The sequence below is a fragment of the Novosphingobium bradum genome, from assembly GCF_042646485.1.
Classification (GTDB): Bacteria; Pseudomonadota; Alphaproteobacteria; order Sphingomonadales; family Sphingomonadaceae; genus Novosphingobium; species Novosphingobium bradum.
On record NZ_JBHRTQ010000004.1, the window covers coordinates 191,636 to 218,021 of the forward strand.

18 protein-coding genes are annotated in these 26,386 nt (G+C 69.9%); 11 read left to right on the top strand and 7 right to left on the bottom strand.

Annotated features, from left to right (window positions below; translation table 11 throughout):
* Nucleotides 1–38 precede the first annotated feature (38 nt).
* The 3 genes from alaS to recA all read right to left on the bottom strand — a co-directional run bounded on the left by alaS (nt 39) and on the right by recA (nt 4,847).
* The gene (gene alaS / locus ACFOD9_RS04380; protein WP_379508867.1) at nt 39–2,687 is read right to left on the bottom strand and encodes an alanine--tRNA ligase; all 2,649 of its coding nucleotides are present in this window, start codon (nt 2,685–2,687) and stop codon (nt 39–41) included.
* A 134-nt stretch (nt 2,688–2,821) separates the two neighbouring features.
* Nucleotides 2,822–3,649: a class I SAM-dependent methyltransferase gene (locus ACFOD9_RS04385; RefSeq protein ID WP_379508868.1), complete on the bottom strand. Its 828-nt coding sequence runs from the start codon at nt 3,647–3,649 to the stop codon at nt 2,822–2,824.
* A 124-nt stretch (nt 3,650–3,773) separates the two neighbouring features.
* Nucleotides 3,774–4,847 (bottom strand): recombinase RecA, encoded by a 1,074-nt coding sequence (gene recA / locus ACFOD9_RS04390; protein ID WP_379508869.1) that lies wholly within the window; start codon nt 4,845–4,847, stop codon nt 3,774–3,776.
* A 383-nt stretch (nt 4,848–5,230) separates the two neighbouring features.
* Between recA and ACFOD9_RS04395 the strand changes: the two genes are divergently transcribed.
* The gene (locus ACFOD9_RS04395) at nt 5,231–6,430 is read left to right on the top strand and encodes a DNA cytosine methyltransferase (protein ID WP_379508870.1); all 1,200 of its coding nucleotides are present in this window, start codon (nt 5,231–5,233) and stop codon (nt 6,428–6,430) included.
* Here ACFOD9_RS04395 and ACFOD9_RS04400 read toward each other — a convergent pair.
* From ACFOD9_RS04400 to ACFOD9_RS04415, 4 genes are all read right to left on the bottom strand, one after another.
* Entirely contained in the window at nt 6,349–7,083 is a 735-nt protein-coding gene (locus tag ACFOD9_RS04400; protein WP_379508871.1) for a hypothetical protein, read from the bottom strand. The genes ACFOD9_RS04395 and ACFOD9_RS04400 overlap by 82 nt on opposite strands.
* Complete coding sequence (locus tag ACFOD9_RS04405; protein ID WP_379508872.1) at nt 7,080–7,292, bottom strand: helix-turn-helix domain-containing protein; 213 nt, start codon at nt 7,290–7,292, stop codon at nt 7,080–7,082. Before ACFOD9_RS04405 ends, ACFOD9_RS04400 begins: the two co-directional genes overlap by 4 nt.
* Before the next feature lie 123 nt (nt 7,293–7,415).
* Entirely contained in the window at nt 7,416–7,895 is a 480-nt protein-coding gene (locus ACFOD9_RS04410; protein ID WP_379508873.1) for a nuclear transport factor 2 family protein, read from the bottom strand.
* A gap of 206 nt (nt 7,896–8,101) precedes the next feature.
* On the bottom strand, nt 8,102–10,204 hold the full coding sequence (locus tag ACFOD9_RS04415; RefSeq protein ID WP_379509008.1) for a malate synthase G: 2,103 nt from the start codon (nt 10,202–10,204) through the stop codon (nt 8,102–8,104).
* 125 nt (nt 10,205–10,329) lie between these two features.
* On the opposite strand from ACFOD9_RS04415, the gene ACFOD9_RS04420 reads away from it, so the two are divergent.
* The 10 genes from ACFOD9_RS04420 (at nt 10,330) to ACFOD9_RS04465 (ending at nt 26,237) form a co-directional block, all read left to right on the top strand.
* Nucleotides 10,330–11,217, top strand: coding sequence for a LysR family transcriptional regulator (locus tag ACFOD9_RS04420; protein ID WP_379508874.1), 888 nt, complete (start codon nt 10,330–10,332; stop codon nt 11,215–11,217).
* Between the two features lie 352 nt (nt 11,218–11,569).
* Nucleotides 11,570–13,120, top strand: coding sequence for an outer membrane beta-barrel protein (locus ACFOD9_RS04425; protein WP_379508875.1), 1,551 nt, complete (start codon nt 11,570–11,572; stop codon nt 13,118–13,120).
* Nucleotides 13,121–13,125: 5 nt separating this feature from the next.
* A complete protein-coding gene (locus ACFOD9_RS04430; RefSeq protein WP_379508876.1) occupies nt 13,126–15,366 on the top strand; it encodes a GumC family protein in 2,241 nt (746 codons plus the stop codon).
* A gap of 281 nt (nt 15,367–15,647) precedes the next feature.
* Complete coding sequence (locus ACFOD9_RS04435) at nt 15,648–16,694, top strand: glycosyltransferase (protein WP_379509009.1); 1,047 nt, start codon at nt 15,648–15,650, stop codon at nt 16,692–16,694.
* On the top strand, nt 16,691–18,391 hold the full coding sequence (locus ACFOD9_RS04440; RefSeq protein ID WP_379508877.1) for a hypothetical protein: 1,701 nt from the start codon (nt 16,691–16,693) through the stop codon (nt 18,389–18,391). Before ACFOD9_RS04435 ends, ACFOD9_RS04440 begins: the two co-directional genes overlap by 4 nt.
* Nucleotides 18,392–18,584: 193 nt before the next feature.
* Nucleotides 18,585–20,099: a hypothetical protein gene (locus ACFOD9_RS04445; protein WP_379508878.1), complete on the top strand. Its 1,515-nt coding sequence runs from the start codon at nt 18,585–18,587 to the stop codon at nt 20,097–20,099.
* 52 nt (nt 20,100–20,151) lie between these two features.
* Nucleotides 20,152–21,036 carry a glycosyltransferase family 2 protein gene (locus tag ACFOD9_RS04450; protein WP_379508879.1) on the top strand — a complete coding sequence of 295 codons (885 nt, stop codon included), beginning with the start codon at nt 20,152–20,154 and terminating at the stop codon, nt 21,034–21,036.
* A gap of 33 nt (nt 21,037–21,069) precedes the next feature.
* On the top strand, nt 21,070–22,680 hold the full coding sequence (locus tag ACFOD9_RS04455; RefSeq protein ID WP_379508880.1) for an oligosaccharide flippase family protein: 1,611 nt from the start codon (nt 21,070–21,072) through the stop codon (nt 22,678–22,680).
* Between the two features lie 357 nt (nt 22,681–23,037).
* The gene (locus tag ACFOD9_RS04460) at nt 23,038–24,918 is read left to right on the top strand and encodes a type I secretion system permease/ATPase (RefSeq protein ID WP_379508881.1); all 1,881 of its coding nucleotides are present in this window, start codon (nt 23,038–23,040) and stop codon (nt 24,916–24,918) included.
* Nucleotides 24,915–26,237 carry an HlyD family type I secretion periplasmic adaptor subunit gene (locus ACFOD9_RS04465; RefSeq protein WP_379508882.1) on the top strand — a complete coding sequence of 441 codons (1,323 nt, stop codon included), beginning with the start codon at nt 24,915–24,917 and terminating at the stop codon, nt 26,235–26,237. Before ACFOD9_RS04460 ends, ACFOD9_RS04465 begins: the two co-directional genes overlap by 4 nt.
* Nucleotides 26,238–26,386 lie beyond the last annotated feature (149 nt).

A 26,386-nucleotide genomic window follows, 5' to 3' on the forward strand; every position in this document is an offset into this window, starting at 1 on the left:
AACGGGTGCGGCACCGGCCCACGCAAGTGGAACAAGAACTATCCGGCCAGCACTGCCTTGACCGCGGCGATCGCCTCGCCCGCCTTGCTGCCGTCCGGTCCGCCGCCCTGGGCCATGTCGGGACGACCGCCGCCGCCCTTGCCGCCCAGCGCCTCGACCCCGGCGCGAACCAGGTCGACAGCGCTGACCTTGCCGGCGAGGTCCTCGGTCACGGCCGCCGCGATGCTGGCCTTGCCCTCGTTCACCGCCACGATCACCGCCACGCCCGAACCGAGCCGCTGCTTGGCCTGGTCGAGCAGGCCGCGCAGGTCTTTCGGGTCCAGCCCGTCCAGCACCTGGCCGGAGAACATCACCCCGCCCACGTCCTCGTCAGCCGCCGGGGCAGCCCCGCCCGAGCCGCCTAGCGCCAGCGCCTTTTTGGCCTCGGCCAGTTCGCGCTCCAGCTTGCGGCGTTCGTCGAGCAGGGCGGCAACGCGGGCTTCCACCTCGTCGGGCGTGGCGCGCAGGAGGCTCGCGGTCTGCTTGAGCGCGTCCTCGCGGCCCACCAGCCACTGGCGCGCGCCTTCGCCGGTCAGCGCCTCGATGCGGCGCACCCCCGATGAAACCGCGCTTTCGCTCACGATCCGGAACAGGCCGATATCGCCGGTGGCGCGCACGTGGGTGCCGCCGCACAGCTCGACCGAATAGGCCTTGCCGTCCCTCGCCCGGCCCATCGAAAGGACGCGAACCTCGTCGCCGTACTTCTCTCCGAACAGGGCCATGGCCCCGGCCTCGATCGCATCGTCCGGGGTCATCAACCGGGTGACCACGGCCTCGTTGGCGCGGATTTCGGCGTTCACCTCGGCTTCGATCGCGGCAATATCGTCGGCGCCGAGCGCGGTGGGATGCGAATAGTCGAAGCGCAGGCGGTCGGGGGCGACCATCGAGCCCTTCTGGGTCACATGAGCGCCAAGCCGGCCGCGCAGGGCTTCGTGCAGCAGGTGCGTGGCCGAATGGTTGGCACGGATCGCATCGCGCCGCGCCACGTCGATATCGAGGCGCACCACGTCGCCCACCCTGATCGTGCCGCTTTCCACCGTGCCCGCGTGGGCATGGAGCCGGCCGAGCGGCTTGGCGGTATCGGCCACGGCGATGCCGAGGCCATTGCCGCCGCTGATACGCCCGGCGTCACCGGTCTGCCCGCCGCTTTCGCCATAGAACGGGGTCTGGTTGACGATAACGGTAACCGAGTCGCCGGCCCCGGCGCGATCGACCTCGGCGCCGTCCCTGACCAGGGCGACGACCTGTGCCTCGCCGGTGGTGGCGGTGTAGCCGGTGAACTCGGTCGCCCCCACGCGCTCGGCGATGTCGAACCAGACCTCGCCGGCCGCGGCCTCGCCCGATCCCTTCCACGCCGCCCGGGCGGCGGCCTTCTGCCGGCCCATGGCCTCGTCGAAGCCGGCGCGGTCCACACCGATCCCGCGCGCGCGCAGGGCATCCTCGGTGAGATCGTAGGGAAAGCCGAAGGTATCGTAGAGCTTGAACGCGGTCTCGCCGGGCAGTTCGCTGCCCGAACCCAGCCCGGCTGTGGCCTCGTCGAGCAGCTTGAGGCCGTTCGCCAGGGTGCGGCGGAACTGGACTTCCTCGCGCTGGAGGGTTTCCTCGATCAGCGGCTGGGCGCGGCCAAGCTCCGGATAGGCCTGGCCCATCTCGGTAACCAGCGCACCGACCAGCCGGTGCATCAGGGGCTCCCTGGCGCCCAGCAGATGGGCGTGACGCATGGCCCGGCGCATGATCCGGCGCAGCACGTAGCCGCGCCCCTCGTTCGACGGCAGTACGCCATCGGCCAGCAGGAACGAGGTCGAGCGCAAGTGATCGGCGATCACCCGGTGGCTGGCGGTATGTTCGCCTGCGGCCTTCACGCCGGTGAGCGATTCGGAAGCGGCGATCAGCGCACGGAAGGTGTCGGTATCATAGTTGTCATGCTGGCCCTGAAGCACGGCGGCGATGCGTTCCAGCCCCATGCCGGTGTCGATCGAGGGCCTGGGCAGTTCACCGACGATCTCGCCCGCGCTCTGCTCGAACTGCATGAATACGAGATTCCAAATCTCGATGAAGCGGTCGCCGTCCTCGTCAGGCGAACCGGGCGGGCCGCCGGCAATCCCGGGACCGTGATCGAAGAAGATTTCCGAGCACGGCCCACAGGGGCCTTCATCGCCCATCGCCCAGAAATTGTCCTTCGTGGCGATGCGGATGATCCTGTCTTCCGGCAGGCCGGCGATCTTGCGCCACAGGTCGAAGGCTTCGTCGTCGGTGTGATAGACCGTGGCCAGGAGCTTGTCCTTGGGCAGGCCCCATTCCTTCGTCAGCAAGGTCCAGGCGTGGGTGATCGCCTGTTCCTTGAAATAGTCACCGAAGGAAAAATTCCCCAGCATTTCGAAGAAGGTATGATGCCGGGCGGTATAGCCGACATTGTCGAGGTCATTGTGTTTGCCGCCGGCGCGGACGCACTTCTGCGACGAAGTCGCGCGCGGGGTTGCCCGCGTTTCCAGGCCCGTGAAGACGTTCTTGAACGGGACCATGCCCGCATTGGTGAACATCAACGTCGGGTCGTTGTACGGAACAAGCGGCGCCGACGGCACGACTTCGTGCCCGTTCGAGCCGAAGTATTCGAGGAAGGACCGGCGGATTTCGTTGGTCGAGCTCATGCCGGTGCCGATAGGGCAGAGCCGCGCGGGCGACAAGCCGGAACGCGCGGCAATTGCGGCAGGATTGGCTGCGCGGCACCGCAAGGGCAGCCCGAACGCGCCCGGGCACCGCTGCCGGTGGCGGTCAGGGCGGCTCAGGCGCGGCGGGCGCTGACCAGCCAGGCAGCGCCCGGGAAGGCAACAAGGCCGTCGCTCGCATAGTCCGCGATCCATTCCATGAACCGCGCCTCGAAGGCGGCCTCGGCGGGTGAACCGCGCAATTGCGCGAGGATCGGCGCGGCCGGGCCGATCTGGCCGAGGAACTCGCGGGCATCGGCAACCGGATCACTGCCCATTCCCGCGACATAGGCGAAGTCGAGCGGCTCGAAGCGCACCTCGCGCCAGCCCGCATCGCCCAGGATGGCCGCGACGTAGCGATCGTCGGCGAAGGCGAAGGGGCCGGGGGCCAGCGGATCGGCCGGAGTTGCAAGGTCGGGCGGCAACAGGGCGGCCAGTTCGCTTGCCCAGGGATTGAGCCGGCGGTCACGAAAACAGGTGAAGGCCATGGCGGCGCCGGGCGCGGCGATTTCGCGCAGGTGGGCAAAGGCGGCGACGGGCTGGGGAAAGAACATCACCCCGTGGCGGGAGACCAGAAGATCGGGCCGGAAATCATCCGGCGTCCAGGTGGCGGCATCGGCCTCGATGAAGGAAAGCGCGGGTCGATCCCCGGCGCGGTGCCGCGCGGCGGCGACCAGGTCGGCCGAGACATCGACCCCCACGATCCGCGCACCGGGCCTGAGCCGCGACAGGGCAAGGGACAGTTCGCCCGCCCCGCAGCCGATATCGAGGATCGCCTGCCCCGCCGTGCGCTCCAGCCGTTCGAGCAGTTGCTGGGTCAGCCCGGCGAAGGCCCGGTCGGTCAGCGCGTGGAGCCTGGCCCATTTGCGGCCAACCTCCCCTTGCCATTCAAACACTTCGGTCATGGGCAGAACCTAGTCCGCGCTGCCTGCGAGAACAAGCGGTGCGGGCCGAAGCCCGCCGCCCCGGCCCCGGCCCCGGCCCCGGCCCCGGCTGGTCAGACAGCAGGGGCCGGGCAGCGCCGTTCGCTCAGCCCTCGTCGTCCGAATCGGGGCCGGCCATCATTTCCTCGGCCAGGCCGTCGGTCTTGCCGCGGATGGCGGCTTCGAGACGGGCGCAAAGCTCAGGGTTTTCCCGCAGGTAGGTCTTCGCGTTCTCGCGGCCCTGGCCGATGCGGATCGAATCATAGGAGAACCAGGCGCCCGACTTTTCCACGATGCCGGCCTTGACGCCGAGATCGAGGATTTCGCCGATCTTGGAAATGCCCTCGCCATACATGATGTCGAATTCGACCTGCTTGAACGGCGGGGCAACCTTGTTCTTGACCACCTTCACGCGGGTGGCGTTGCCGACGATCTCGTCACGGTCCTTGATCTGGCCGGTGCGGCGGATGTCGAGGCGGACCGAGGCGTAGAACTTGAGGGCATTGCCGCCGGTGGTGGTTTCCGGGTTGCCGTACATCACGCCGATCTTCATGCGGAGCTGGTTGATGAAGATCACCATGCAGCGCGAGCGGCTGATCGAGCCGGTCAGCTTGCGTAGCGACTGGCTCATCAGGCGGGCCTGGAGGCCGACGTGGCTATCGCCCATCTCGCCCTCGATCTCGGCGCGGGGGACCAGCGCGGCGACCGAATCGACCACCAGCACGTCGATCGCGTTGGAGCGCACCAGGGTATCGACGATTTCCAGCGCCTGTTCGCCGGTATCGGGCTGCGAGACGATCAGTTCATCAATGTTGACGCCCAGCTTCCTGGCATAGACCGGATCGAGCGCGTGTTCGGCATCGATGAAGGCCGCGGTGCCGCCGCCCTTCTGCGCTTCGGCGATGACGTGCAGCGCGAGCGTGGTTTTCCCCGAGCTTTCCGGGCCATAGACCTCGATCACCCGGCCGCGCGGCAGGCCGCCGACGCCGAGCGCGATATCGAGCCCGAGCGAGCCGGTGGAGATCGCCTCCACCTGCATCGTCTCCTTCGAGCCGAGTTTCATCGCAGAGCCCTTGCCGAAGGCGCGATCGATCTGGGCGAGCGCGGCTTCAAGCGCCTTCTGGCGGTCCATGCTGTCTTTTTCCTTGCCTTCCTGGATGAGCTTCAACTGAGCAGCCATCGTTCGTCCCCTTGCCTAGTTGGCGCTGACCGGGAAGGTCAACCATGCAGTCTGTGTATTCGCTTTGTTCCAGCAGAACAAGCGCGGAACAAAGTTTTTGGCGGGCAGTGGGGTCAGCGCTTGATTCGGCGCGACTTTTAGCCTCGCATCTTCCCGTTTCGGGATGAAGTCGACAGGGTTCATGGGCCAAAAATTGACTCCCCCCCCCCCGCAGTGACGATGCCGCCCGTCGCGCCGACCGGGGGACACCGGCCGCTCGACACGTTGCCATCCCTTCGAACACCCATCATGAAGGGGCAAGACTTCCCCCTGCGACCGGCCGCACTCCGCGAGAGCGCGCCGTCTCGATAGCCAATGGACGGCCGCTGAACCCTATGAGCCTCATGGACATGGCGAATATGAAGGCCGTTGACCTGTTCTGTGGCGCCGGTGGCATATCGACAGGCCTTGCATCGGCAGGCTTCGAGATTGTGGCCGGCATCGACATCGAGGCCAAGTTCCTCGCGTCGTTCAAACACAACTTTCCCGAGACCCTCGCGCTGAACGAAAACGTGCTCGACTTCAGTCCGGCCGAGTTTGGCAAGCGCATCGGCATCGAGCCGGCGGAACTGACCTTGCTGGCGGGAGGCCCGCCGTGCCAGGGATTCTCGAAGAACGTGCCGCGCAAGTACCGCTATCTCGAGGATCCCAAAAATCTGCTGGTAAAGCGATTCCTGGACTACTGCGAGCACCTCAGGCCCAAGCTGGTCCTCATGGAAAACGTGGCGGAAATGAAGAACGGCTTCGGAGGGCAATACACTTCGGAAGTGGTCCACCGGCTTGAGGCGGCGGGCTACTCGGTCACCCACGCCGTTCTGAATGCGGCGGACTACGGGGTGCCCCAAAGGCGGCGCAGGGCCTTTTTCCTGGCGGACCGCGAAGGCGTGGCCCTGCGCGTCCCGCATCCTACCCACCTCCCCAGCAAGAGCGCGCTGCCGCTGACCGGCGAGCAAGGTCACGTGTCAGTCTGGGATGCTATCGGGGATTTGCCCCCGGTTCGGCACGGAGAGGGCCAGGCCGTCACGAATTATGCGACGGCACCGTTCTCCGCGTATCAGAAGCTGGTCAGGAATGCCGGCGGCAGCGTGAAGAATCATGTCGCCCGGCCCCTGCAACCCACGCAGTATGAACGCCTGGCGTCGATCGGTCCGGGTCAAGGGCACGCGGACCTGCCGAAGCATCTTCAGGTCAAGGGCGGCTATAGCGGCGCCTACGGGCGGCTGACCAAGGACATGGTCGCGCCAACCATCACCCGATGGGTCTTCCATCCCGGTTCGGGCCGATTCGGCCATCCGGTGGACGTGCGGACGCTCACCATCCGCGAGATCGCCCGCATTCAGGGATTCCCTGACAGCTTCGAATTCGTCGGCAGCTTTACGCAGCAGGCGGGCCAGCTTGGCAATGCGGTCCCGCCGCTGCTGGCGCAACGGGTGGTCGAGGACCTGCTGCGACAGTTGGCGGCTCAAAGCGCCTCGAGCACCTCGGTCAGGCGTTCGAACGAAATCTTCTCGTCCTCGGCGGGGAACCTGAAGCTGATCGCATGAGGATCATCCCTGGCGGGCCACCAGGTCGAATCGCCGTTGAAGTGTAGCTGATTTTCGCCACGGCCGTGCCAGGCCCACCACTTCTTTCCGGTCTCGCGGTGACGACCATGCAGGGCCGGAAGCTGCTCTTTCCTGACTGTCTTCTTCGGCGACGACCACTGCCACTCAAAATCCCGAGGCGAGAAGATGTCGGGATTGGCGCGATCACACAGCTTGCGTTCGAAGTAGGTCACATCCCCTGTGCGATGCACGATCAGCCGGGCATACCCGATCTCGTCCAGCCCATACCGGGCGAGGCTGGCGTGCGCGTGGGCATTGCAGAACGAGATGATCGCGTCGCCCAGGGCCTGGAGCCCCTCATCCGACTGTTCGGAAGCGGCAATGAGTTGCGCCTGGTTGGGCAGCTTGGCCCGTTTCCACGTCACCGGAGTGGCGGCAAGCGTGGATTTGATCGACCAGCCCACGCGCTCTTGCGGCCGATGGATATCGACATAGTCATAGGTGTTCAAACGCAGGGCTCCGCGAACGTGCGCGAGAACGGCCTCGAGGAATGCGCCGGGTATGGTGTCGGTCGAAACCGGCAGCCGGATGTAGCGCGACAGGATCAGGCAAATCTGGTCAAGCTGCTGCCTGCTGGAGAAGACGGCGCTCACCGCGCCCCCTCCAGCAAGCCGGCAGGCGCGATGTCGAGGGCACGGGCCAGGGCGGCAAGCACGGTCACCGTGGGGTTGCGGAGGCCGCGCTCAACCCCGCTGATATAGGTGCGGTGGATTCCGGACCGTTCGGCGAACTCTTCCTGCGACCAGCCCCGCAGGGTTCGAAGGGTTCGCAGATTGTTGCCGACGACTTTCTGGATGTCCATGCAAACGGCATATCCAGCGGGGCGATGGCGGGCGCCACATCCTATGAGTCACATCGACCTGCGGCGGCAAGGCTACCGCCTGCGGAAATGCGGAGCGGAAATGGTGGCGATGATCCGCCGCCCTCAGGGCAGCGGCGGCGAGGCATAGGCCAGCAGGCGCCAGGTGCCGCTTTCGTTGCGCCAGACGGCGAGGAAATGGGCGTGCACGGCGACCGGGGGCAGGCCGGTGTCCTCGCGGACGAAGCGCACGTCGCCCTGGCTGATGGCGATCCGGCCATCGCGCCTCGCGGTAAAGCCGGTGACCACGAGGTCGCGGTAGCGGCCAGTGGCCAGGCGCAGGCGGGCAAGATAGGCCTCGCGGCCTTCGGCCAGGCCATTGGCGTGGATATAGACCAGATCGGTCGACAACAGCCGGCCGATCGCCTCGGCATCGTTGGCGTTCATCCCGGCCTCGCGCCGGGCCTCGGCCGCGAGGATCGGCGCGATGTCGCCTGGCACGGAAGGCGCCGGTCGGCCGGTGCGCGCCATGGCCGGGCCGGGTATGACCATGCCGGCCATGGCCAGAATGGACAGCGCCATGGCCAGTCCTGCCTTGCGGATCATGTCTCCCTCCCGTGCTGGTTCTTGTGATGACGGTTACGAGGTTATCGCGGTGCTGCGGGCATGGTCTCCCGGCCACCTCTCCCGAGTGACCGCATCGCGCACTTGTCAGGCCTTTTCGTGCGCTTGTCCATGGCGGGGTGGGACGGGTTCGCGCCGTGGGTGTTGTGGCGCGCGCCCCTCCCCGGCGGGGAGGGGCGGCCGGGGGTTCAGCCCTGGGCCTTGCGCTTGAGGCGGAAGGCGTGGAGCAGGGGTTCGGTATAGCCGCTGGGCTGGTGCACGCCTTCGAACACCAGGGCTCGGGCGGCCTGGAAGGCGAGGCTGGCCTCCGGGTTGGGAGCCATCGGCTGGTAGAGCGGATCGCCGGCGTTCTGGGCATCGACCTTGGCTGCCATGCGGCGCAGGGCAGCATCGACCTCCTGCGCCGTGACCACCCCGTGCAGCAGCCAGTTGGCCATGTGCTGCGAGGAAATCCGCAGGGTGGCGCGGTCTTCCATCAGGCCGACGTCGTGGATGTCGGGCACCTTGGAACAGCCGACGCCCTGATCGATCCAGCGGACCACGTAGCCGAGGATGCCTTGCGCGTTGTTGTCGAGCTCCTCCTGCAGTTCCTCGTCCGACCAGTTGGTGCCCTGGGCGACGGGGATGGTGAGGAGCGCATCGAGCGGGGCGATCGGTTCGGCGCGGCGTTCGTCCCGGCGGCGGGCGACGTCGACCTGGTGGTAGTGGGTGGCGTGGAGCGTGGCGGCGGTGGGGCTGGGCACCCAGGCGGTGCTGGCGCCAGTGAGCGGGTGGCCCACCTTCTGTTCGAGCATATCGGCCATCCGATCAGGCATGGCCCACATCCCCTTGCCGATCTGGGCGCGGCCATCCAGCCCGCAGGCAAGGCCGATCTGGACGTTGCGATCCTCGTAGGCCTTGATCCAGTCGGAGTTCTTCATGGCATTCTTGCGGATCATCGGCCCGGCGCGCATCGCGGTGTGCATCTCGTCACCCGTGCGATCGAGGAAGCCGGTGTTGATGAAGACGATGCGGTGGCGCACGGCGTGGATGCAGGCGGCAAGATTGGCCGAAGTGCGGCGCTCCTCGTCCATCACGCCGATCTTGATGGTGTGGCGGGCAAGGCCGAGCAGGTCTTCGATGGCATCGAACAGGGTGTTGGCGAAGGCGGCCTCGTCCGGCCCGTGCATCTTGGGCTTGACGATATAGATCGAGCCGGCGCGGCTGTTGGCCAAGGCGCCCAGGCGCTTGATGTCATGCAGGCCGATCAGCGAGGTGATGATCCCGTCGAGAATGCCCTCGGGCGCCTCGCCGCCATCGGCCAGCAGCACCGCCGGCGTGGTCATCAGGTGGCCGACATTGCGGACGAACATCATCGAGCGGCCGGGCAGGACCAGGTCCGAGCCATCGGGCGCGGTGTAGCGGCGATCGGGGTTGAGGCGGCGGGTGAGCGCGCGGCCGCCCTTGGCGAACCTGGCCTCCAGCGTGCCGCGCATCAGGCCCAGCCAGTTGGCATAGGCGGCGACCTTGTCCTCCGCATCGACCGCGGCGATCGAATCCTCGAGATCGGCGATGGTGGTAACCGCGGATTCGAGGATCACGTCGGCCACGCCGGCCGGATCGTCCCTGCCGATGGGATGGGCGCGGTCGATCACGATCTCGATGTGCAGGCCATGATGGCGCAGCAGGAGATTGTCGCCGCTGCGGCCGACCAGTTGGGCGGGATCGGCCAGGTCCGGCCCCTTGCCGTCCCAATCGGCCCAGGAGCCGGCGGCAAGGGGCACCGTGAAATCGAGGAACTGGCGGACCCAGGCGATCACCTGGCCGCCGCGCACCGGATCGTAGCCGCCGGGCGCCGCTTCGCCGGGCAGGGCATCGGTGCCGTAGAGCGCATCGTAAAGGCTGCCCCAGCGGGCATTGGCGGCATTGAGCAGGAAGCGGGCGTTGAGGATGGGGACGACCAGCTGCGGGCCGGCCAGGGTGGCGATCTCGGGATCGACCTGGGCGGGATCGACCGCGAAGGGCGCCGGCTCGGGGGCGAGGTAGCCAATCTCGCGCAGGAAGGCGATGTGCTCGGCCCGGGCCCTGGCATCGAGCGGCTGGCCGGCGCGGGCCTGGTACCAGGCATCGATCCTGGCCTGGAGGTCGTCGCGCTTGGCGAGGAGCGCGCGGTTTTGCGGGGCAAGCCGCGCCAACAGCGCAGCCGTGCCTTGCCAGAAGGCACCGGCCTCGATCCCGGTGCCGGGCAGGACCTGCTCCTCGACAAAGCGGGCAAGCACCTCGGCGACCTGGAGGTCGGCGCGGGCGACCATGGCGGTCTGCGGGAACTGCGACATCGGGAATCTCCACCAATTTGGCGCAGGTGCTAGGCCATCGCCATTGCGCGATCCATACGCTAAGATGATCAAGCACCTTTTCCTGTCAGGAACGAATGGCGATGGACGCGAACTATGCCCTGTTTGCCAGGGTGGTGGCCGAGGGCAGTCTATCGGCCGCCGCGCGCAGCCTCGGCATTTCGCCCGCGATGGTGTCGAAGCGGCTGGCGCGACTGGAGGACCGGCTGGGCACGCAGTTGCTCCACCGCACCACCCGGCGAATCGCCCTGACCGAGGCCGGCGCCGAACTGCACCGCGAAGTTGCGGAAATCCTTGTCCGTATCGGCGACATCGAGGCGCGCCTTCACAAGGCCGGGCGCAGTCCGGCCGGACGACTGCGGGTGACCGCGCCGACCTCGTTCGGGCGCCTGCACATCGCGCCGCACCTGCCGGAATTTCTCGCACTCTATCCCGAGGTCCAGCTCGAGATCGACCTGTCGGACGAATATGTCGACCTGCTCGCCCGGCAGGTCCACGTGGCGATCCGCATTGCCACGGCGCCGGGCGGCGAATTCATCGCCCGGCGTCTGGCCGACAACCGCCGCGTGCTGTGCGCCGCGCCGGCCTATTGCGCCGCGCATGGCGCGCCGCAGAGCGTGGCCGAGCTGGCCCGCCACCGCCTGATCGCCGCCGATGGCCAGTTGCCCTGGCGGCTTGCCGCTGGCAGCCGCAACGCGGAACTGGCCGGACCAAGCTGCGTGCGGACCAATTCAAGCGAGCTCATCCGCGAGCTGGCGCTGGGCGGCGTGGGCGTGGCCCTGCGCTCGCTGTGGGACGTGGGCGATGCCCTGGCCGATGGCCGGCTCGTCCGCATCCTTCCGGAATGGGAAGGTTCCGCCGATGTCGGCATCTACGCGGTCCATCCTCGCGGCCGGCGCGTGCCCCCGGCGGCCCAGGTCTTCGCCGAATTCCTGCGCGACCGGCTGGCCCGGCTGGACGCCGGCGCCTGATCGGCCGGGCCGTTCGCGGCCCGCGAAGATCACTCCGAACCGGATATAGTTGAGGGGTCCCCCCCGTTCCCTCGGCGGGCGGAATCGCGCAAGCTTATCCGGTGAAATACGGCGGTCTGGCTTGACCGTAATTCCATCACCCGGCCGATCCGCGGCCCGGAAAGAAGGATTGCAGTTCGGGCCACCGGCGTAATTTCGCGGGGCAGCGGCCAATTCGGGCCGGTTGCTCCACCCAGGGGTTTTTCACTTCAGGCCAGCGCGCCGGTTCATCGCCGGATGCGGCGCACTGTTCATCGCAACTTCCAGCAAAGAGACCAACCACGCCGTGGAACCGCTTCGCCCCCCCTGCCCCATGAGCCGCCACCGCGCGGCAAGGCCCGCCGCGCGGCGCGCCGGGCTGGCCGCGCCACAGGGGCTGCTGGGGCTGGCCCTGGCCGCCGCGCCGGCGCTGGCCAGTCCGGCGCTCCAGGCCCAGCCGGTGCCAGCCCAGCCAGTCCGGCCTTGGGCGGTCCGGTCCTCGGGAATGCCCGCCACGGCAGATCCTCATGCCCAATCGCCGGCCCATCCCACGCCGACCGATCGGGCGACAGCCAACCAGACGACGGCCGTCCAGCCGCCCATCGCCCAGTCCGCCCCGCGCGATCCCTTCACGGCGGCACCCACCGGCGCCCTCATGCGTGACGACGTGGCCGGCGCCCGGCAGATCCCCGGCTATACCCCGCCGGGGGTGGACCTGGGCTCCTTCCACCTTTCGCCCTCGCTCACCCTGCGCGCCGAGGCGAGCAGCAACGTGTTCAACCGCTCGGCCCAGGGGCGCGGCGACATTTCGGCCACCCTTGCCCCGGCGCTGCTGGCCACCGGCCCGGTCGGGCCGGCGCGGCTGATGGTCGATGCCCGGGCCGTCCTGTCGCGCTATGCCCGGCTTACCGGCTACGATGCCGATACCTGGGCCTTGGCCGCGCGGGGCGCCATGCCGGTGGGCCGGGGGCTGCTCGTCGCGCTGAACGCGGCCACCGCCCGCAGGCTGGAGCCACCCTATGAAGCGGCCGGGGCCAATGCGGCCAATGGCGGCGTGGTGCTGGTCGACCAGGTGGAGGCCGGGGTGGAGGCACGGGCCGAACTGGGCCGCACCCGGCTGACCGCCTCCGCAGATCTGGCGCGCGCGCACTATCTCCCGGTGGTCCAGGCTGGCGCGGCGCCGCTCGCCCAGGCCTTCCGCGACGACCGGGCGATCACCGCCACCTTGCGGGTGGATCGCTCGCTCGGCGGCGGGCGGGTGCTGTTCGCGCAAGGCACCTGGCGCGCGATCCGCAGCCTTCACCCCGCCGCCGCGCCTGCCCCCGCGCCTGATCGCACGGCCCGCGCCGGCGAGGCTGTGGTTGGCCTGAAGGGCGAGGCCAGCCGCCTGATCATGGTCGAACTGGCCGCCGGCTACCAGTGGCGCGCCTATCGCTCCCCGGCCCTGCGCGATTATCGGGCGCTGGCCTGGCGGGCGCGGGCCGAATGGTATGCCACCCCGCTGGTCACCTTCGTCCTCGCCAGCCGGCGCGACGTGGTGAACTCGCCCCTGCCCGCCGCCGCCGGGGTGGAGGTGGACCAGCTCAGCTTCAAGGCGTTGTATGAAGCGCGCCGCAATCTCAACCTCATCCTGTCGGGCAGCCACGCGGTGGAACGCTATCGCGATCTGGGCACCGCCGGAGTTGGGGGTGGCGCCGGAGTTGGCGCTGGATCCGCGCCGGCCATCCGCTCCGACACCGTGGGGCTGGAGGCGCAATATGCCGCCAACCGCCACCTGATGCTCGGTCTTTCCGCGCGGGTCCGCGATCGCCGGTCCGCTTCCTCGTTCCTCCCGCGCCAGGGCCACGCCGTCGAAGGCGGTTTGTGGCTGCGCTTTTCGATGTGAGTGCCATGGCGACCACCAACCTCCCCGATCGCTACCTTGCCCCCAACCTGCCGGCCGTGCTCGAAGGCGCGCGCCTGCCGGCCAGCGTCCTGCCCCAGCCCGATGGCGACGGGGTGGACCTGCGCTATCTCGTCGCTCTGTTCCGGCGGCGGCTGAGCTTGTTCGTCATGGTCATCGCGCTGTGCCTGCTGGTGGCGGTCAACGTCACCATGCTGATGCCCCGGCTCTACCAGGCCAGCGCCGACGTGGTGATGAACCGTGACCGGACGCAGATCGTGCCCGATGGCCGCCCGGCCGATCCCTCGCTCACCGCGCCGCCCCGGGCCGAGGAGATCGACACGGAAACCAAGGTGATCGGCTCGCGCGATCTGGCCGGGCGCGTGGCCGATGCCCTGCGGCTTGAACAGGACCAGGCCTTCCTCGCCGCGATCGGCCGCGGCGGGCTGGGCGGGCGGCTGCGCGCGGGCCTCGGCCTGGCCCCGGCGCAGGAGCCTGTCGGCGGCCCGGCGCGGCGGCGGATGGTGATCGATGCCCTGCTCGCCCGCATCGATGCCGCCCGGCTCGACAATGCCTATGCCATCCGCATTTCCTATACCGATCCCGATGCGGGGCGGGCCGCGCGGATCGCCAATGCCTTCGCCGAGGCCTATACCGCCAGCGGGGCCAATGCGAAGCGCGCGGAAAACGAAAAGGCGCTCAAGGTCCTGTCCTCCCGGATCGAGGAACTGCGTCGCCAGGCGCAGGCCGATTTCCAGGCCGTCCAGGAATTCCGCGTCGGCCACAACCTGCTGAGCGCCCAGGCCACCGCGCTCGCCGAACAGGAAACCGGCGCCTATGCCGCCCAGCTCGCCATGGCCCGCTCGGCCGCGGCGGTGGACCGGGGCCGGGCCGGCGCGGCGGGCAGCGCGGGCGAGGCCGCGGCGGTCAATTCGCCGCTGGTCCAGGCCTTGCGCGCCCAGCGCGCCACGCTGGGCGTGCGGGTGGCGGAACTGGCCTCGCGCTATCTGGAAAATCACCCCGATCTGGTCACCGCGCGCCAGCAACTGGCCGAGCTGGACAGCCAGATCGCCGCCGAAAGCGGCCGGGCGCGGGCCGGGGCCAGCGCGGGGCTGGTCGCCAATGCCGCGGCCACCGGCAGCCAAGTCGGCGCGCTCCAGGCGGGGCTGGCCGCCGCGCGCGGCAAGCTGGCCTCCGACAACAAGGCGCTGGTTGGCCTCGATGATCTCACCCGCAAGGCCCAGGCCTCGCAGGCGCTCTATGAAAGCTACCTCGCCCGCTACAAGGAAGTGCTGGGGCAAACCGGGATCGAACGGGCGGAGAGCCGGCTGCTCGGCAAGGCCCAGGCCCCGCGCGGCCCGGTCAGCCCGAACCTGGCGCTCAACCTCGCGCTGGGGCTGGTCATCGGCGTCCTGCTGGGCGGGGCCGGGGCGATCGCGGCGGAAAGCGCCTTTCCCGGCCTCACCACCGGCGAGGACGTGGAGAACCGGATCGGCCTGCGCTATCTGGGCGGGGTGCCGCTGCTCGGCTCGGTGGGCCTCCACGGCACCACCCCGGCCGAGAGCCTCGCCTCCCATCCCGGCTCGGCCTATGCCGAGGCAATCCGCGGCATCCTGGCCGCCAGCCGCCAGGGCAACCGCGATCGCAACCAGGTCATCGCCGTCAGTTCGGCCCTGCCCGATGAAGGCAAGACCTCGCTGGCCCTCTCCCTCGCCCGGTCGGCGGCGCTGGCGGGCGAACAGGTGATCCTGATCGATTGCGACACGGTCCAGCGCGGCCTTTCGGCCCTGCTGGCGGCGGACGAGGGTAGGCCGGGCCTGCGCGAGATGATGCGCGACGGGATCAAGCTGGGCGATGCCATGGTCAAGGACCCGCTGACCGAGGCGATGATCCTGCCGATCACCACCCATTTCCCCGAAGGCGAACGCCTGCTCGAACGCGGCAATTTCCACCGCATGATCGGCGCCCTGCGCGAGCATTTCGGCCTGATCGTGCTGGATACCGCGCCGGTCCTGCCGATCGCCGAAACGCGCGAGCTGCTGGCCCTGGCCGACAATGTCGTGGTCACCGCGCTGTGGCGCAAGACCTCGGACGCCGCGGTCAAGGCGGCGCTGCGCCTGCTGCCGCTCCACGCGATCGGCGATATCGGGATCACCCTCAACCGCATGGACATGAGAAAGCAGGCCAAGTTCGGCGGGGGCGACGCCAGCACCTATTACAACAGCTACAAGAAGTACTACGCGGCCTGAGCGGCGGCGCTGGCCCGGCCCGGACGATGACCATGCCCTCCCACTCCGATCCGGCAGCTGCCGATCCGGCCGCCCCCGCTTGCGGCATGGCGGAAACCGGCGCGGTTCCGCGCGGCGCGGCGCAGGCTTGGGGGGACTATCTGGTAGCCGGGGCCGCCGGGGATGCCGGGGCACCAGCCGGGCGCGCGGATCGTTGCCGGGTGGGCGCTCCGGCGGTGATCCGCGATCGAAGCGCCTTCAGCGCCCCGCGCACCGCGCTGGTCCATTACTGGCTGGTGGGGATGCGCGGGGGCGAGCGGGTGCTGGAACGGATGCTCCACCTCTACCCCGGGGCCGATATCTTCACCCATGTCTATGCGCCCGAGGCTGTTTCCGCCGCGATCCGCGCCCGGCCGGTGCAGACCAGCTTCGTCGGCCGACTGCCGGGGGCGCGGCGGCACTACCAGAAGTACCTGCCGCTGATGCCACTGGCGCTCGAACAGTTCGACCTTTCGGCCTACGATCTCGTGCTCAGCAGCGAGAGCGGGCCGGCCAAGGGGGTGATCGCCCGGCCCGATGCGGCCCACGTGGCCTATGTCCATTCGCCGATGCGCTACCTGTGGGACCATTATCACGATTATCGCGCCTCGGCCGGCGGCCTCACCCGCTGGCTGATGCCCTGGGCGTTCCATTACCTGCGGACCTGGGACGCCGCCTCGGCCGCGCGGGTGGACCGGCTGGTGGCCAATTCCAGCTTCATCCGTCGCCGCGTGGCCCGGGCCTGGGGGCGCGAGGCCGAAGTGGTCCACCCGCCCGTCGCGGTGGACCAGTTCCGCCCCGCCGCCGAGATTTCCGGGCGCTATCTGTGGGTTGGCCAGATGATCGCCTACAAGCGGCCCGAGATCGTGCTCGAAGCCTTCAACCGGCTGGGCCTACCGCTGCTGATGGTGGGCGATGGGCCGCTCCACGTCGAAATGGCCGGCCGCGCCGGCCCCAGCGTGCAGGTCATCCGCCGGCTCGACTTCGCCGGGCTGAAGCAGGCCTATGCCACGGCCCGCGCGCTGGTGTTCAGCGCGCACGAGGATTTCGGGATCGTGCCGGTGGAGGCCAATGCCAGCGGGCGGCCGGTGCTGGCCTTCGGCCGGGGGGGCGTGACCGATTCGATCATCCCCGGCGTCACCGGCCTGTTCTTCCCCGAACAGACCGCCCAGGCCGTGATCGAGGGCGTTGCGGCGCTTGAGCGCTGGCTGCCATCCTTCGATCCGGCCGATGCCCTGGCCCAGGCCGCCCACTTCGCGCCCGAACGGTTCGACACCGCGTTCCGCGCCGTGGTGGAGCGGGCGCTGTGAGGCGCGGGCGGGCGTGGCCTGGCCTGACGGCGGGGCTGGCCCTGGGGCTGGCGGGCGCGCCGTCCCTCGCCGACCCGCCCGCCGGGGCCGGAACTGCGCCGGCGGCGGTCCGCAGCGGGGTCACCACCCATTTCAGCCAGGGTTGGCCGGCGCGGCTGATGGACGATGCGGCGGCCATGGGCGCGGTGACGGTCCGCGATTCGGTCCATTGGGCCAAGGTCGAGCTGGCGCCGGGGCAGCTGGTCTTCACCGAGGCGAATTCGGGCCATGTGGGCCGGGCCTGCGCCGCGGGGATGACCGTGCTGCTCGGGCTGGAGCCGCGCAATCCGCTCTACGATGGCGGGCAGACCATCTGGTCACCCACCGGGCAGGCCGCCTTCGCGCGCTATGTCCGGGCGCTGGCCGATCGCTGGCCGCGCTGCGTGGTGGCGGTCGAGGTGGGCAACGAGATCAATGGCGCCAAGGGGATGACCGGGCCGGCCGCCGCCCTGCGCGCCCGCGCCCACGTGGGCCTGGTCAAGGCCGTGCACCTGGCGGTGAAGCCCGCCCATCCCGGGCTGGTGCTGCTGGGCGGATCGACCAACACCATTGCCACCGGCTTCCTCGCCCGCCTGTTCGCCGGCGGCCTGCTGGACTGGGCCGACGCGATCGCGGTCCACCCCTACCGGGCCGAGCCGGAAGGCCTCGATGCCGAACTTGGGCGGGTGATCCAGGCCATGCGCCGGGCCGGACGGGTGCGGCCGATCTGGGCGACCGAGTTCAGCCGCGATTTCCCCGATCCCGCCCTCGCCCCGGCCTTCTATCTCAAATCCGCCGCGCTGATGGAAAGCGCCGGGGTAGCGGACCATTTCTGGTATGCCCTGGCCGACCAGCCGGGCTTCCCGACCATGGGGCTGGAGCGGCTGGACGGCACGCGCAAGCCGGCGGGCCGGGCCTTTGCCTTCGCCGCGCGCGCGCTTGCCCCGCTGGGGCCGGCGCAGCGGGTGGGTCATGGCGATGCAATGCTGGTGCACCTGCGTTACAGCGGCGATGCTCATGTCGTGTGGGGCGCGCCGCGCGCGCTTTTCGCGCCTCCCGGCGCGCGGGCCTTCGCCGCCGACGGCAGCCCGGTTCCTGTGCCCGCGCGGATCAGCGAGGTGCCGGTGGTGATCCGCTCAGCCCCCGCCCTCGGCTTCGGGCCGGCCGAAGTGCTGGCCGACAGCCTGCATGATTTCGGCGAGGCCATCGGCGGCGCGCGCGGGAGCCTGGCCTGGTTCGCGCGGCGGGCCGATGGCACCCTGCTCCCCCTTGCCCCGGTGGACTGGGACTGGACCAGCTATCTCGGCCACCCCGCCCTGCCCGGCTTTGCCGCCAATCCCGGCGGGATCGGCACGGCGCCGGGGTTGGCCACCGTGGTGCGCTATGTCGCGCCGGCGGGAGCTACAGGCTCCGGGCCGGCCCCGGTCACGGCAAGCCTGTGCCTGGCCCCCACCATCCCCGGAATGCGCGCCGAGGCCATGCTGGTGCGCGGTGGGCAGGCCTTGTGGCGGGCGCCGGTCGGGCCGCGCGGGCCGGTGCAGGCCACGTTGACGACTGCGCTGGTGGCGGGCGAACGGCTCGACCTGGTGCTCTCGCCGCTGGCCGGCGGACCGGCGGCGCGGTTTCGCTATCGCCTGCGGATTGCGCGCGGCGCGACAGCGGAGCCGGCGCCGTGTTGATCGGGGCGGGCGGCGGGCCTGCTGGCGAGGCGGCGCTGGAACCACGCGGCTTCCGGCGCGGACCGGGCGCGCGCGCCAACTGGCGCCATAGCCCATCGGCCAGCGGTCCCGGATCAGGTCCGGGACGACGAAGTGGCTTCAGCCGGCCCCCTTCCTCCCCTGCCCTGCCTCCCATCGCCAAGGACAACGCCGCATGACCCCGACCCTGCTTGGCCTCGTCTTCTTCGCCCTGGGGCTGATCATCCTCCTTTCGGGTTCGCGGCAAGATATGCTGGCCTATGTGCTGGGCTGTTCGCTGTTCAACGGTTCGGCCAGCCTGGTGCTGACCGCGCTGGGCAATACCTCGGTCCAGCCGGCCGTGGTGGCGACCGGGCTGCTGGCCCTGCGCTGCGTCCTGCCCGACCGGCGCGGGACCGGGCTGTTCGCGGCAAGCCTTTCGGCCAATGGCTGGCTGCTGCTGTTCGTGGGCTGGTGCTTCGCCGGAGCCTATAGCCTGCCGTTCCTGTTCAGCGGCGAGTTGCAGGTGGTTCCCCTGCGGCCGACCGGATCGCCCACCGGCCTTGAAACCCACCCCCTGCATTTCTCCCCGCAGAACGTGACCACCTCGTTCTACCTACTGGCGACCCTTGCGGCGGCGGTCTGCGCCCATGTTGCCGCCAGCGAGGCCGGGGCGACCGTGCGGGTGGCCCGGCTGGCGAGCGGCGTCACCCTGGCCCATGCCGCGATCGGCTGGTTCGCCATGGCCGTGCGCGACACGCCGCTGGTCATGGTGACCGGCTTCCTTCGCAACGGCATCTATATGCAGCTCGATCAATCGTTCGGCGGCTTCGCGCGGATCACCGGGATTTCGCCCGAAACCTCGCTCTATGTCTCGTTCGGCTTTGCCTGGTTCGTGTTCGTGGCCGAGCTGTGGCTCCGCAACGTGGACCGGCGCTGGTCCGGCCCCGCCAGCCTGGCCATGCTGGTGACGCTGGTCGCCTCGACCTCGTCGACCGCCTATGTCGGCCTCGCCGGTTACGGGCTGCTGGTGATCGTGCGGCTGGTCTATTTTGCCGGGGCCGTGCCCGCGCGCAAGGCGCTGGTGCTGGCCGGGGTGGCCCTCGTTTTCCTGGCTGGCGGCCTGGCCCTGGTCGCGCAGAGCGAGAGCTTCGCCGCCTGGCTTGGCCGGACGCTGCGGTTGACCACCACCGACAAGCTCGATTCCGCCTCGGGCCTCGCCCGGATGTTCTGGGCGCGGCAGGGGGTTGAGGCCTTCCTCGCCTCGTGGGGGCTGGGGATCGGGGTCGGCTCGTTCCGCTCGTCCAGCCTGTTCACCGCGATCCTCGGCTCGGGCGGGGCGATCGCCATGCTGGCCTTCCTCCTCCACCTTGGCCGCATCTTCCACCCGTTCGAACGCGCCACCTGGCGGGCCAGCGGCGAACCGATGACCGATGTCGCCAAGGCCGCTTCCTGGGCCGCGCTGGTCATGCTGGTCCCGGCGGCGGTTTCGGCGCCCTCGCCCGATCCGGGGCTGCTGTGGGGGCTGATCGCGGGCACCGCGCTGGGCCTGCGCCGCGCCGCCGCGCTGGTTCGCCAGGCGCGCGCGCCGCAGGCTGGCCGGGGCGCGATCGGGTCCGTTTCGGCGCTTTCCCGGCGGGCGCCGCAGGGCCGCCGGGGCTATCAGGGAAGCGCAGAGGCGCCGACGCTCATCCTCGGTGATGCGGGCTGAGCGCGCCTGGCCGGGGCGGCTGGCGCCCGGCGATCAAGGAACAGGACTTCGCGTGCACATAGCCGTCATCATCGCCACGACCGGCCGGGCCGACCTTCTGCGCCGCACCGTGGCGCGGCTGGCCAGCCAGAGCCGCCGGGCGGACCGGGTGATCCTGGTCGGGGTCACCTCGTCGGACCTTGCCGGCGCCGATGGCCCGGCCTGTGCCGGGGCCGCGCGCGCGCCGGTGGAACTGATCCTGGCCGAGCGCGGGCTGCCGCGCCAGCGCAATGCCGGGCTGGCCCATCTGGCCGGCGGGGCAGACCTGGTGACCTTCTTCGACGATGATTTCGTGCCGGCCAACGATTACCTCGAAGTGCTCGAACGCGAATTTTCCGCCCGGCCCGAACTGGTCGGGGCCACCGCGCGGCTGCTGGCCGATGGCATCAAGAGCCCGGGGATCTCGTTCGATGCCGCCGTGGCCCTGGTGGAAGGCCACCGCCGCTGCGAAACCGTGGCCGAACGGCGGCTGCCCGCGCTCTATGGCTGCAACCTCAGCGTGCGGCTGGCCGCGGCCGAGGATATCCGGTTCGACGAAGCGCTCCCGCTCTATGGTTGGCAGGAGGATGTCGATTTCTCCTACCGCCTTGGCGCCAAGGGGCTGCTGATCCATACCAACCAGCTTGCCGGCGTGCACCTGGGCGCCAAGGGCGGGCGCACCTCGGGGCTGCGGCTGGGCTATTCGCAGATCGCCAACCCGGTCTACCTGCTCCGCAAGAAAACCATCCCGCGCCGGCTGGCCTGGCGGCTGATGGCGCGCAACCTGGTGGCCAACGTGGTGCGTTCGGCCTGGCCGGAACCCTATGTGGACCGGATCGGCCGGCTGCGCGGCAACCTTTCGGCCCTGGCCGACCTTGCCTGCGGCTCGCTCCACCCCGAACGCATCCTAGAGCTCTGAGGCGTGGGCAACCCTTCGCATCGCGCCGGCGTATTGAGCGGAGCCGCGGGCTTCGCCAGCCGCGGGCTGGTCCAGGTCATGCTGTTCGGCGTGACCATCGTGGCCACGCGGGTGCTCTCGGTGGCGGAATTCGGCGCCTATGCGCTGGGCTCGCTGCTGCTGGTGGTGGCCCGCCAGCTGTTCTACGTGGGGCCTTACGAATACCTGCTGAAGATGCCGGCCCGCGCGGGACTGGCGGGCGCCTGCCTGGCCGCCAACCTCGTCCAGTCGGTAGTGCTGGCGGCGGCGCTGGTGCCGGTGTGGCTGGCTGCCCGGCTGTTCCTGGCCGAACCGATGGTCGGCACGATCCTCGGCCTGCTGATCCCCAGCCTGTTCCCCGTGGCGCTCGCCGCCTGGTACGAGGCGATCCTGCTTCGCACGGTGCGGGTGCGGCGCTATTACGCCACGACGCTGGCCGGCGATACCGCCGGGGCGCTGGTGGCGGTGATCCTGCTGCTGCGCGGCTGGAGCGTGGCGGCCCTGGTGGCCCAGGCCTATGTCCGCCACCTGGTGCTGATCGTGCTCTATGCCGCGGCGACCGCCCAGCGCCCCACCCTTTCGGGCCGGGGCGAGACCGGGGCGGTGCTGCGCTGGTCGCGGGCGCGCTATCTCGCCATCGCCCTCACCTTCACCTCGACCTATGGCGGCGATTTCGTGCTGGGGATCTCGCTGTCCCCGGCGGCGACCGGGCTGTTTCGCGCGGCCAGCCGGATCGTCACCGCGCTGACCGACCTGTTCAGCCAGCCGCTCCAGAAGATCGCACAGACCAACCTTTCCGCCGCCCACGCCCGGGGCCAGGATACCGGCACCCGCTGGCTGACCATGCTTTCGGGCGTGGGCGCGCTGGCCTGGGCCGGGCTGGTCACCCTGGCCTTCACCGCGCGCGACCTGGTGCCCTTCGCACTGGGCGAAAAGTGGGTGGCGGCCGTGCCGGTGGTGGTGGTGTTCTGCGTGGCCAGGGGCTTTTCCCTGCTTGACGCGGTGACCACCGCGGTGCTGGTCTGCCATGATCGGCAGCGGGCCATGCTCAAGGTCCAGGGATTGACCGCGGTGGCCGTGATCGCCCTTGCGCTCGCCACTGCGCCGCTGGGCGCCACCGCCGTGGCCGTGGCCGTCGGCCTGGCGACGACCGCGATGAGCCTGACCTACTGGGTCATGGTCGTGCGCCTGTCGCGCGCCGATGGCGAGGCCTTGCTTGGCCTCGTCCGCACCGCGGCGCCGCCGGTGGGCGCCGTGGCCGGGGTGCTGGCCCTGCTCGCCTGGGCGGTCCCGCAGCACCACGGCAGCGGAGCCATCCTGCTGCGGCTGGTAGCGGCGGCGGGCGCCTTCGGCCTCGCCCTGTTCGCCGTGCGCCACCGGATGCTGGCGGCGATCGGCAGCCTGGGCCACCTGCCGCCGGCCGGCCCACCCGGTGGGCTCGGCCCGGCGGGCGCCGCCGAGATGAACAGCGCCTGCCCCCCCGCTGGCCCTGGCCCCGGCGCGCCTGGCGCAACTGGAGCGACTGGAGCGGCTGGAGCGGCTGGAGCGGCTGGAGCGGCTGCACGCCCGGATCAGCGCCCTGCCCTCCGCAGCCTGGAACAACCGGCGCCCGGTTCCCCGGGCTGAAGTTTTCCAAAATAGCGCCGGATTGCAATTACTTGCGTGATTTTCGCGATCCTGGCATTGATCGCACAGGCCGTGGCCCAATCGCGGCACGGGCGCCCCAATTGGCGCGCCGTTGCCCCGCCGCCCGCCAGATCACAGGCGCCACGCGCACCGACAAACCGCGCGCCGATCTTCGCCACGCCACGCCATATTTTGCAAAATTCGCCCGGCCGGAAAAAATAAGTTCGTGGCGTTTAGGTCCGCAAGGGATACTAAGACCCTCCCGACGGCATGGTTACTTTGCTAAGGGGCAGGCATCCGGAGGCACTCCCGCAAGGGACCGGACACATTCTGACGGTGCAGTGGGGAACCGGAGTGATGAACCAGTATCTTGGGCAGGATTCAGGCCGGCGCGGCTGGTTCGGCCTGGCTCGCTCGGGCGAACTGCTGAGCGCGCTGCCCGGTGGACGGCAGGTTCTGGGCATGATCATGGGCATGAGCGCGGCGCTCAACGTGCTGCTGCTGTCCGGCTCGATCTTCATGCTGATGGTCTATGACCAGGTCCTGCCGAGCCATTCGGTGCCCAGCCTGGTCGGGCTGGTGGTCCTCCTGGTCATCGCCTTCGGCTTCCAGGCCGCGCTCGATCACCTGCGCCACCGCATTTCCGGCGCTGCCGGCAATATGCTGGAGCGCAGTCTTTCGGATCGGGTGTTCGGCCTCGTGCTCGAAGCTGAGCTGACCCGCGGCGGGCGCGATGCCGCCCAGCCGGTGCGCGATCTCGATCTCCTTCGCAATTTCCTCGCCAGCCCCGCGCCGATGGCCGTGCTCGACCTGCCGTGGATGCTGTTGTTCATGGGCGTCCTGTTCGCCTTCCACTGGATCCTCGGTCTGGTCTGCGTGATCGGTGCCGCGCTGGTCATCGCGCTCACCATGTGGACCGACCGGATGACGACCTCGCAGGTCGAGGCCGGAACCCGCAGCGGCGCCGAACGCTCGGGCTTCCTCGAGGCCTGCCGCCGCAATGCCGAAGTGGTCCGCGCCCTGGGGATGCGCGAAGCGATCGAGGGCGGGTGGCAGCGGCTGAGCGAAAACCATTCCGAAGTGAACGACGCCGCCGGCGAGCGGCTTTCCGCCATGCGAACCTTCAGCCGCACCTTCCGCCAGTTGCTCCAGTCGTTGATCCTGGCCACCGGCGCCTGGCTGGTGATCGATGGCCAGGCATCGGGCGGGGTGATCATCGCCAGCTCGATCCTGTCCTCGCGCGCGCTCGGCCCGATCGACAGCGCGATCGCCCATTGGCGCACCCTGATCGCGGCGCGGCAGGCCTGGAACCGGCTGGCCCAACGGCTGGCCGCCAGCCCCGAGGCCGTGGCCCGCACCGAACTGCCGCGCCCGCAGCACGGCTTCGTGGTGGAAGCCCTGTCGGCCGTGGTTCCCGGCACGCAGACCCTGCTGTTCCGCGATGTTTCGTTCGGCCTGGCCACCGGGGAAACCCTGGCGGTGGTCGGGGCGAGCGGCTCGGGCAAGAGCTCGCTGGTGCGCGCGCTGGTCGGCGTGCTCGATCCGATCCGCGGCGCGGTCCGCCTCGATGGCGCCGCGCTTGACCAGTGGGACCCGGATCTTGCCGGCCAGTTCATCGGCTACCTGCCGCAGGACGTCGAACTGTTCGATGGCAGCGTGGCCCAGAACATCGCCCGCTTCGATCCCGAGGCCACCAGCGAGGAAGTGGTCGCCGCGGCCGAGCAGGCCGGGGTCCACGATCTCATCGTCCATATGCCGCAGGGCTACGATACCGTGCTTGGCCCGGGCGGGCGCAACCTTTCGGCCGGGCAGCGCCAGCGCATCGCGCTTGCCCGCGCATTGTTCCGCGATCCCTTCCTGGTCGTGCTCGACGAGCCGAATTCCAACCTCGACGCCAATGGCGACCTCGCGCTCAACCAGGCCATTGCCCGGGCGCGGGCGCGCGGGGCGATCGTGATCATCGTCGCCCACCGGCCCAGCGCATTGGCCGAGATCGACAAGCTGCTGTGGCTCGACAACGGGGTGGTGCGCGCCTTCGGTCCCAAGGCCGAGGTCCTGCCCCGCCTGACCGGCGCCCCGGCCCCGGCCCCGGCCCCGGGTCAGCCCCAGCCGGCCGGCGCGCCTCCTGCCGGAGCCGCCGGCACCGCTCCCGCCGGCCCGCCGTCTGGCACGATCAACGTCCGCGTCCCCACCGCGCCGGCCAGTCCCGTCCGCGCTGCCAACGAAGCGACCGCATGAGCAAGATCCTCGCCCTTCCGGACTATTCCCGCCCCCGCCAGGAGATCGTGCTCTACCGCACGATGCGCCGGTCGCGGATCATCCTCGCCGCCCTGGTCCTGGGGCTGGGCGCGCCTCTGGCGCTGATCCCGATCTCGGGCGCGGTGATCGCCAGCGGCGAGGTTGCGGTGGCCAGCCACGTCAAGAAGATCGCCCACCCGCGCGGCGGGGTGATCGCGGAAATCCCGGTGAGCAACGGCGCGCGGGTCCAGGCCGGCCAGCTCCTGATGCGGCTCGATACCAATGTCTCGGCCGCCAGCGCGGCGATGACGGTGGAATCGATCGACCAGTTGCGCGCCCGCGAGGCGCGCCTCAGGGCCGAACGCGATTCCCTTGGCGGAATCGACTTTCCGGCCGATCTCGTCGCCCGCCAGGCCGAGCCGCTGGTGGCCCGCGCCATCTTGGAGGAGCGCCGCATCTTCACGCTAGACCGGCAAACCGTGGCCGGGCAGACCGCCGCGATCCAGGCCCAGATCGCCCAGGCCGGCAAGGCTGCGGGCAATTACCGTGTCCAGGCCGACGTCTACCGCGAACAGGCCGCCCTCATCGCGGAAGAGCGGAAAGCCAACGACGAGCTCTGGGAGAAGCGCTACACCACCCTCCAGCGCCGCAACGAGCTGGCCCGCGCCGCCGTCGGCCTGGGCGGCTCGGTCGCCTCGGCCGAGGCCCAGGCCTCGCAGCTTGGCTCCAAGGTGGCCGAACTGCGCCAGCAGATGTTCGTGATCGCCGAAAACGCCCGCGCCCAGGCCGGGGCCGAACTGGCCCAGGTCCAGACCAAGCTGATCGAGCTGAAGCAGAACAATGTCGTCGCCCAGGATGCCAACGAGCGCAACCTGATCCGCGCCCCCTATGCCGGCGTGGTCGACAAGCTGGCCTTCACCACGATCGGCGGCGTGGTGCCGGCCGGCGAGACGATCATGGAGATCGTGCCCGACCGCGATCCCTATGTCGTCACCGCGCGGGTCACTCCGGCCGACGTTGACCAGCTCACTGCCGGCCAGCAGGTGATGATCCGCTTCTCGGCTTTCAATTCGCGCACCACGCCCGAACTGGAAGGCCGCCTCACCAAGATCGGCGCCGACCGCACGGTGGACCAGCAGCGCGGCTTCGCCTTCTACACGGTGGAAGTTGAAGTCCTCCCGGGCGAGCTTCGCAAGCTGGGCGATCTCAAGCTGCGCCCGGGGATGCCGGCCGAAGCCTTCATCCAGACCGGCTCGCGGACCCTGATGAGCTACCTGTTCAAGCCCCTGTCCGACCAGTTCGCCCGCGCCTTCCGCTAGCCAGAGGCAAGGTGGCGGGCGCCGGCCCCGGCCATCCCCGCCACGACAGGCAGGGCTGCCGGGCGGCGCGGGTTGCGATGAAGGTTGAATTGTCGGCCCGATCCCGGCCATGGTCGGCCGGTGAACGCCGCCGGGCCAACCGGGCGGTG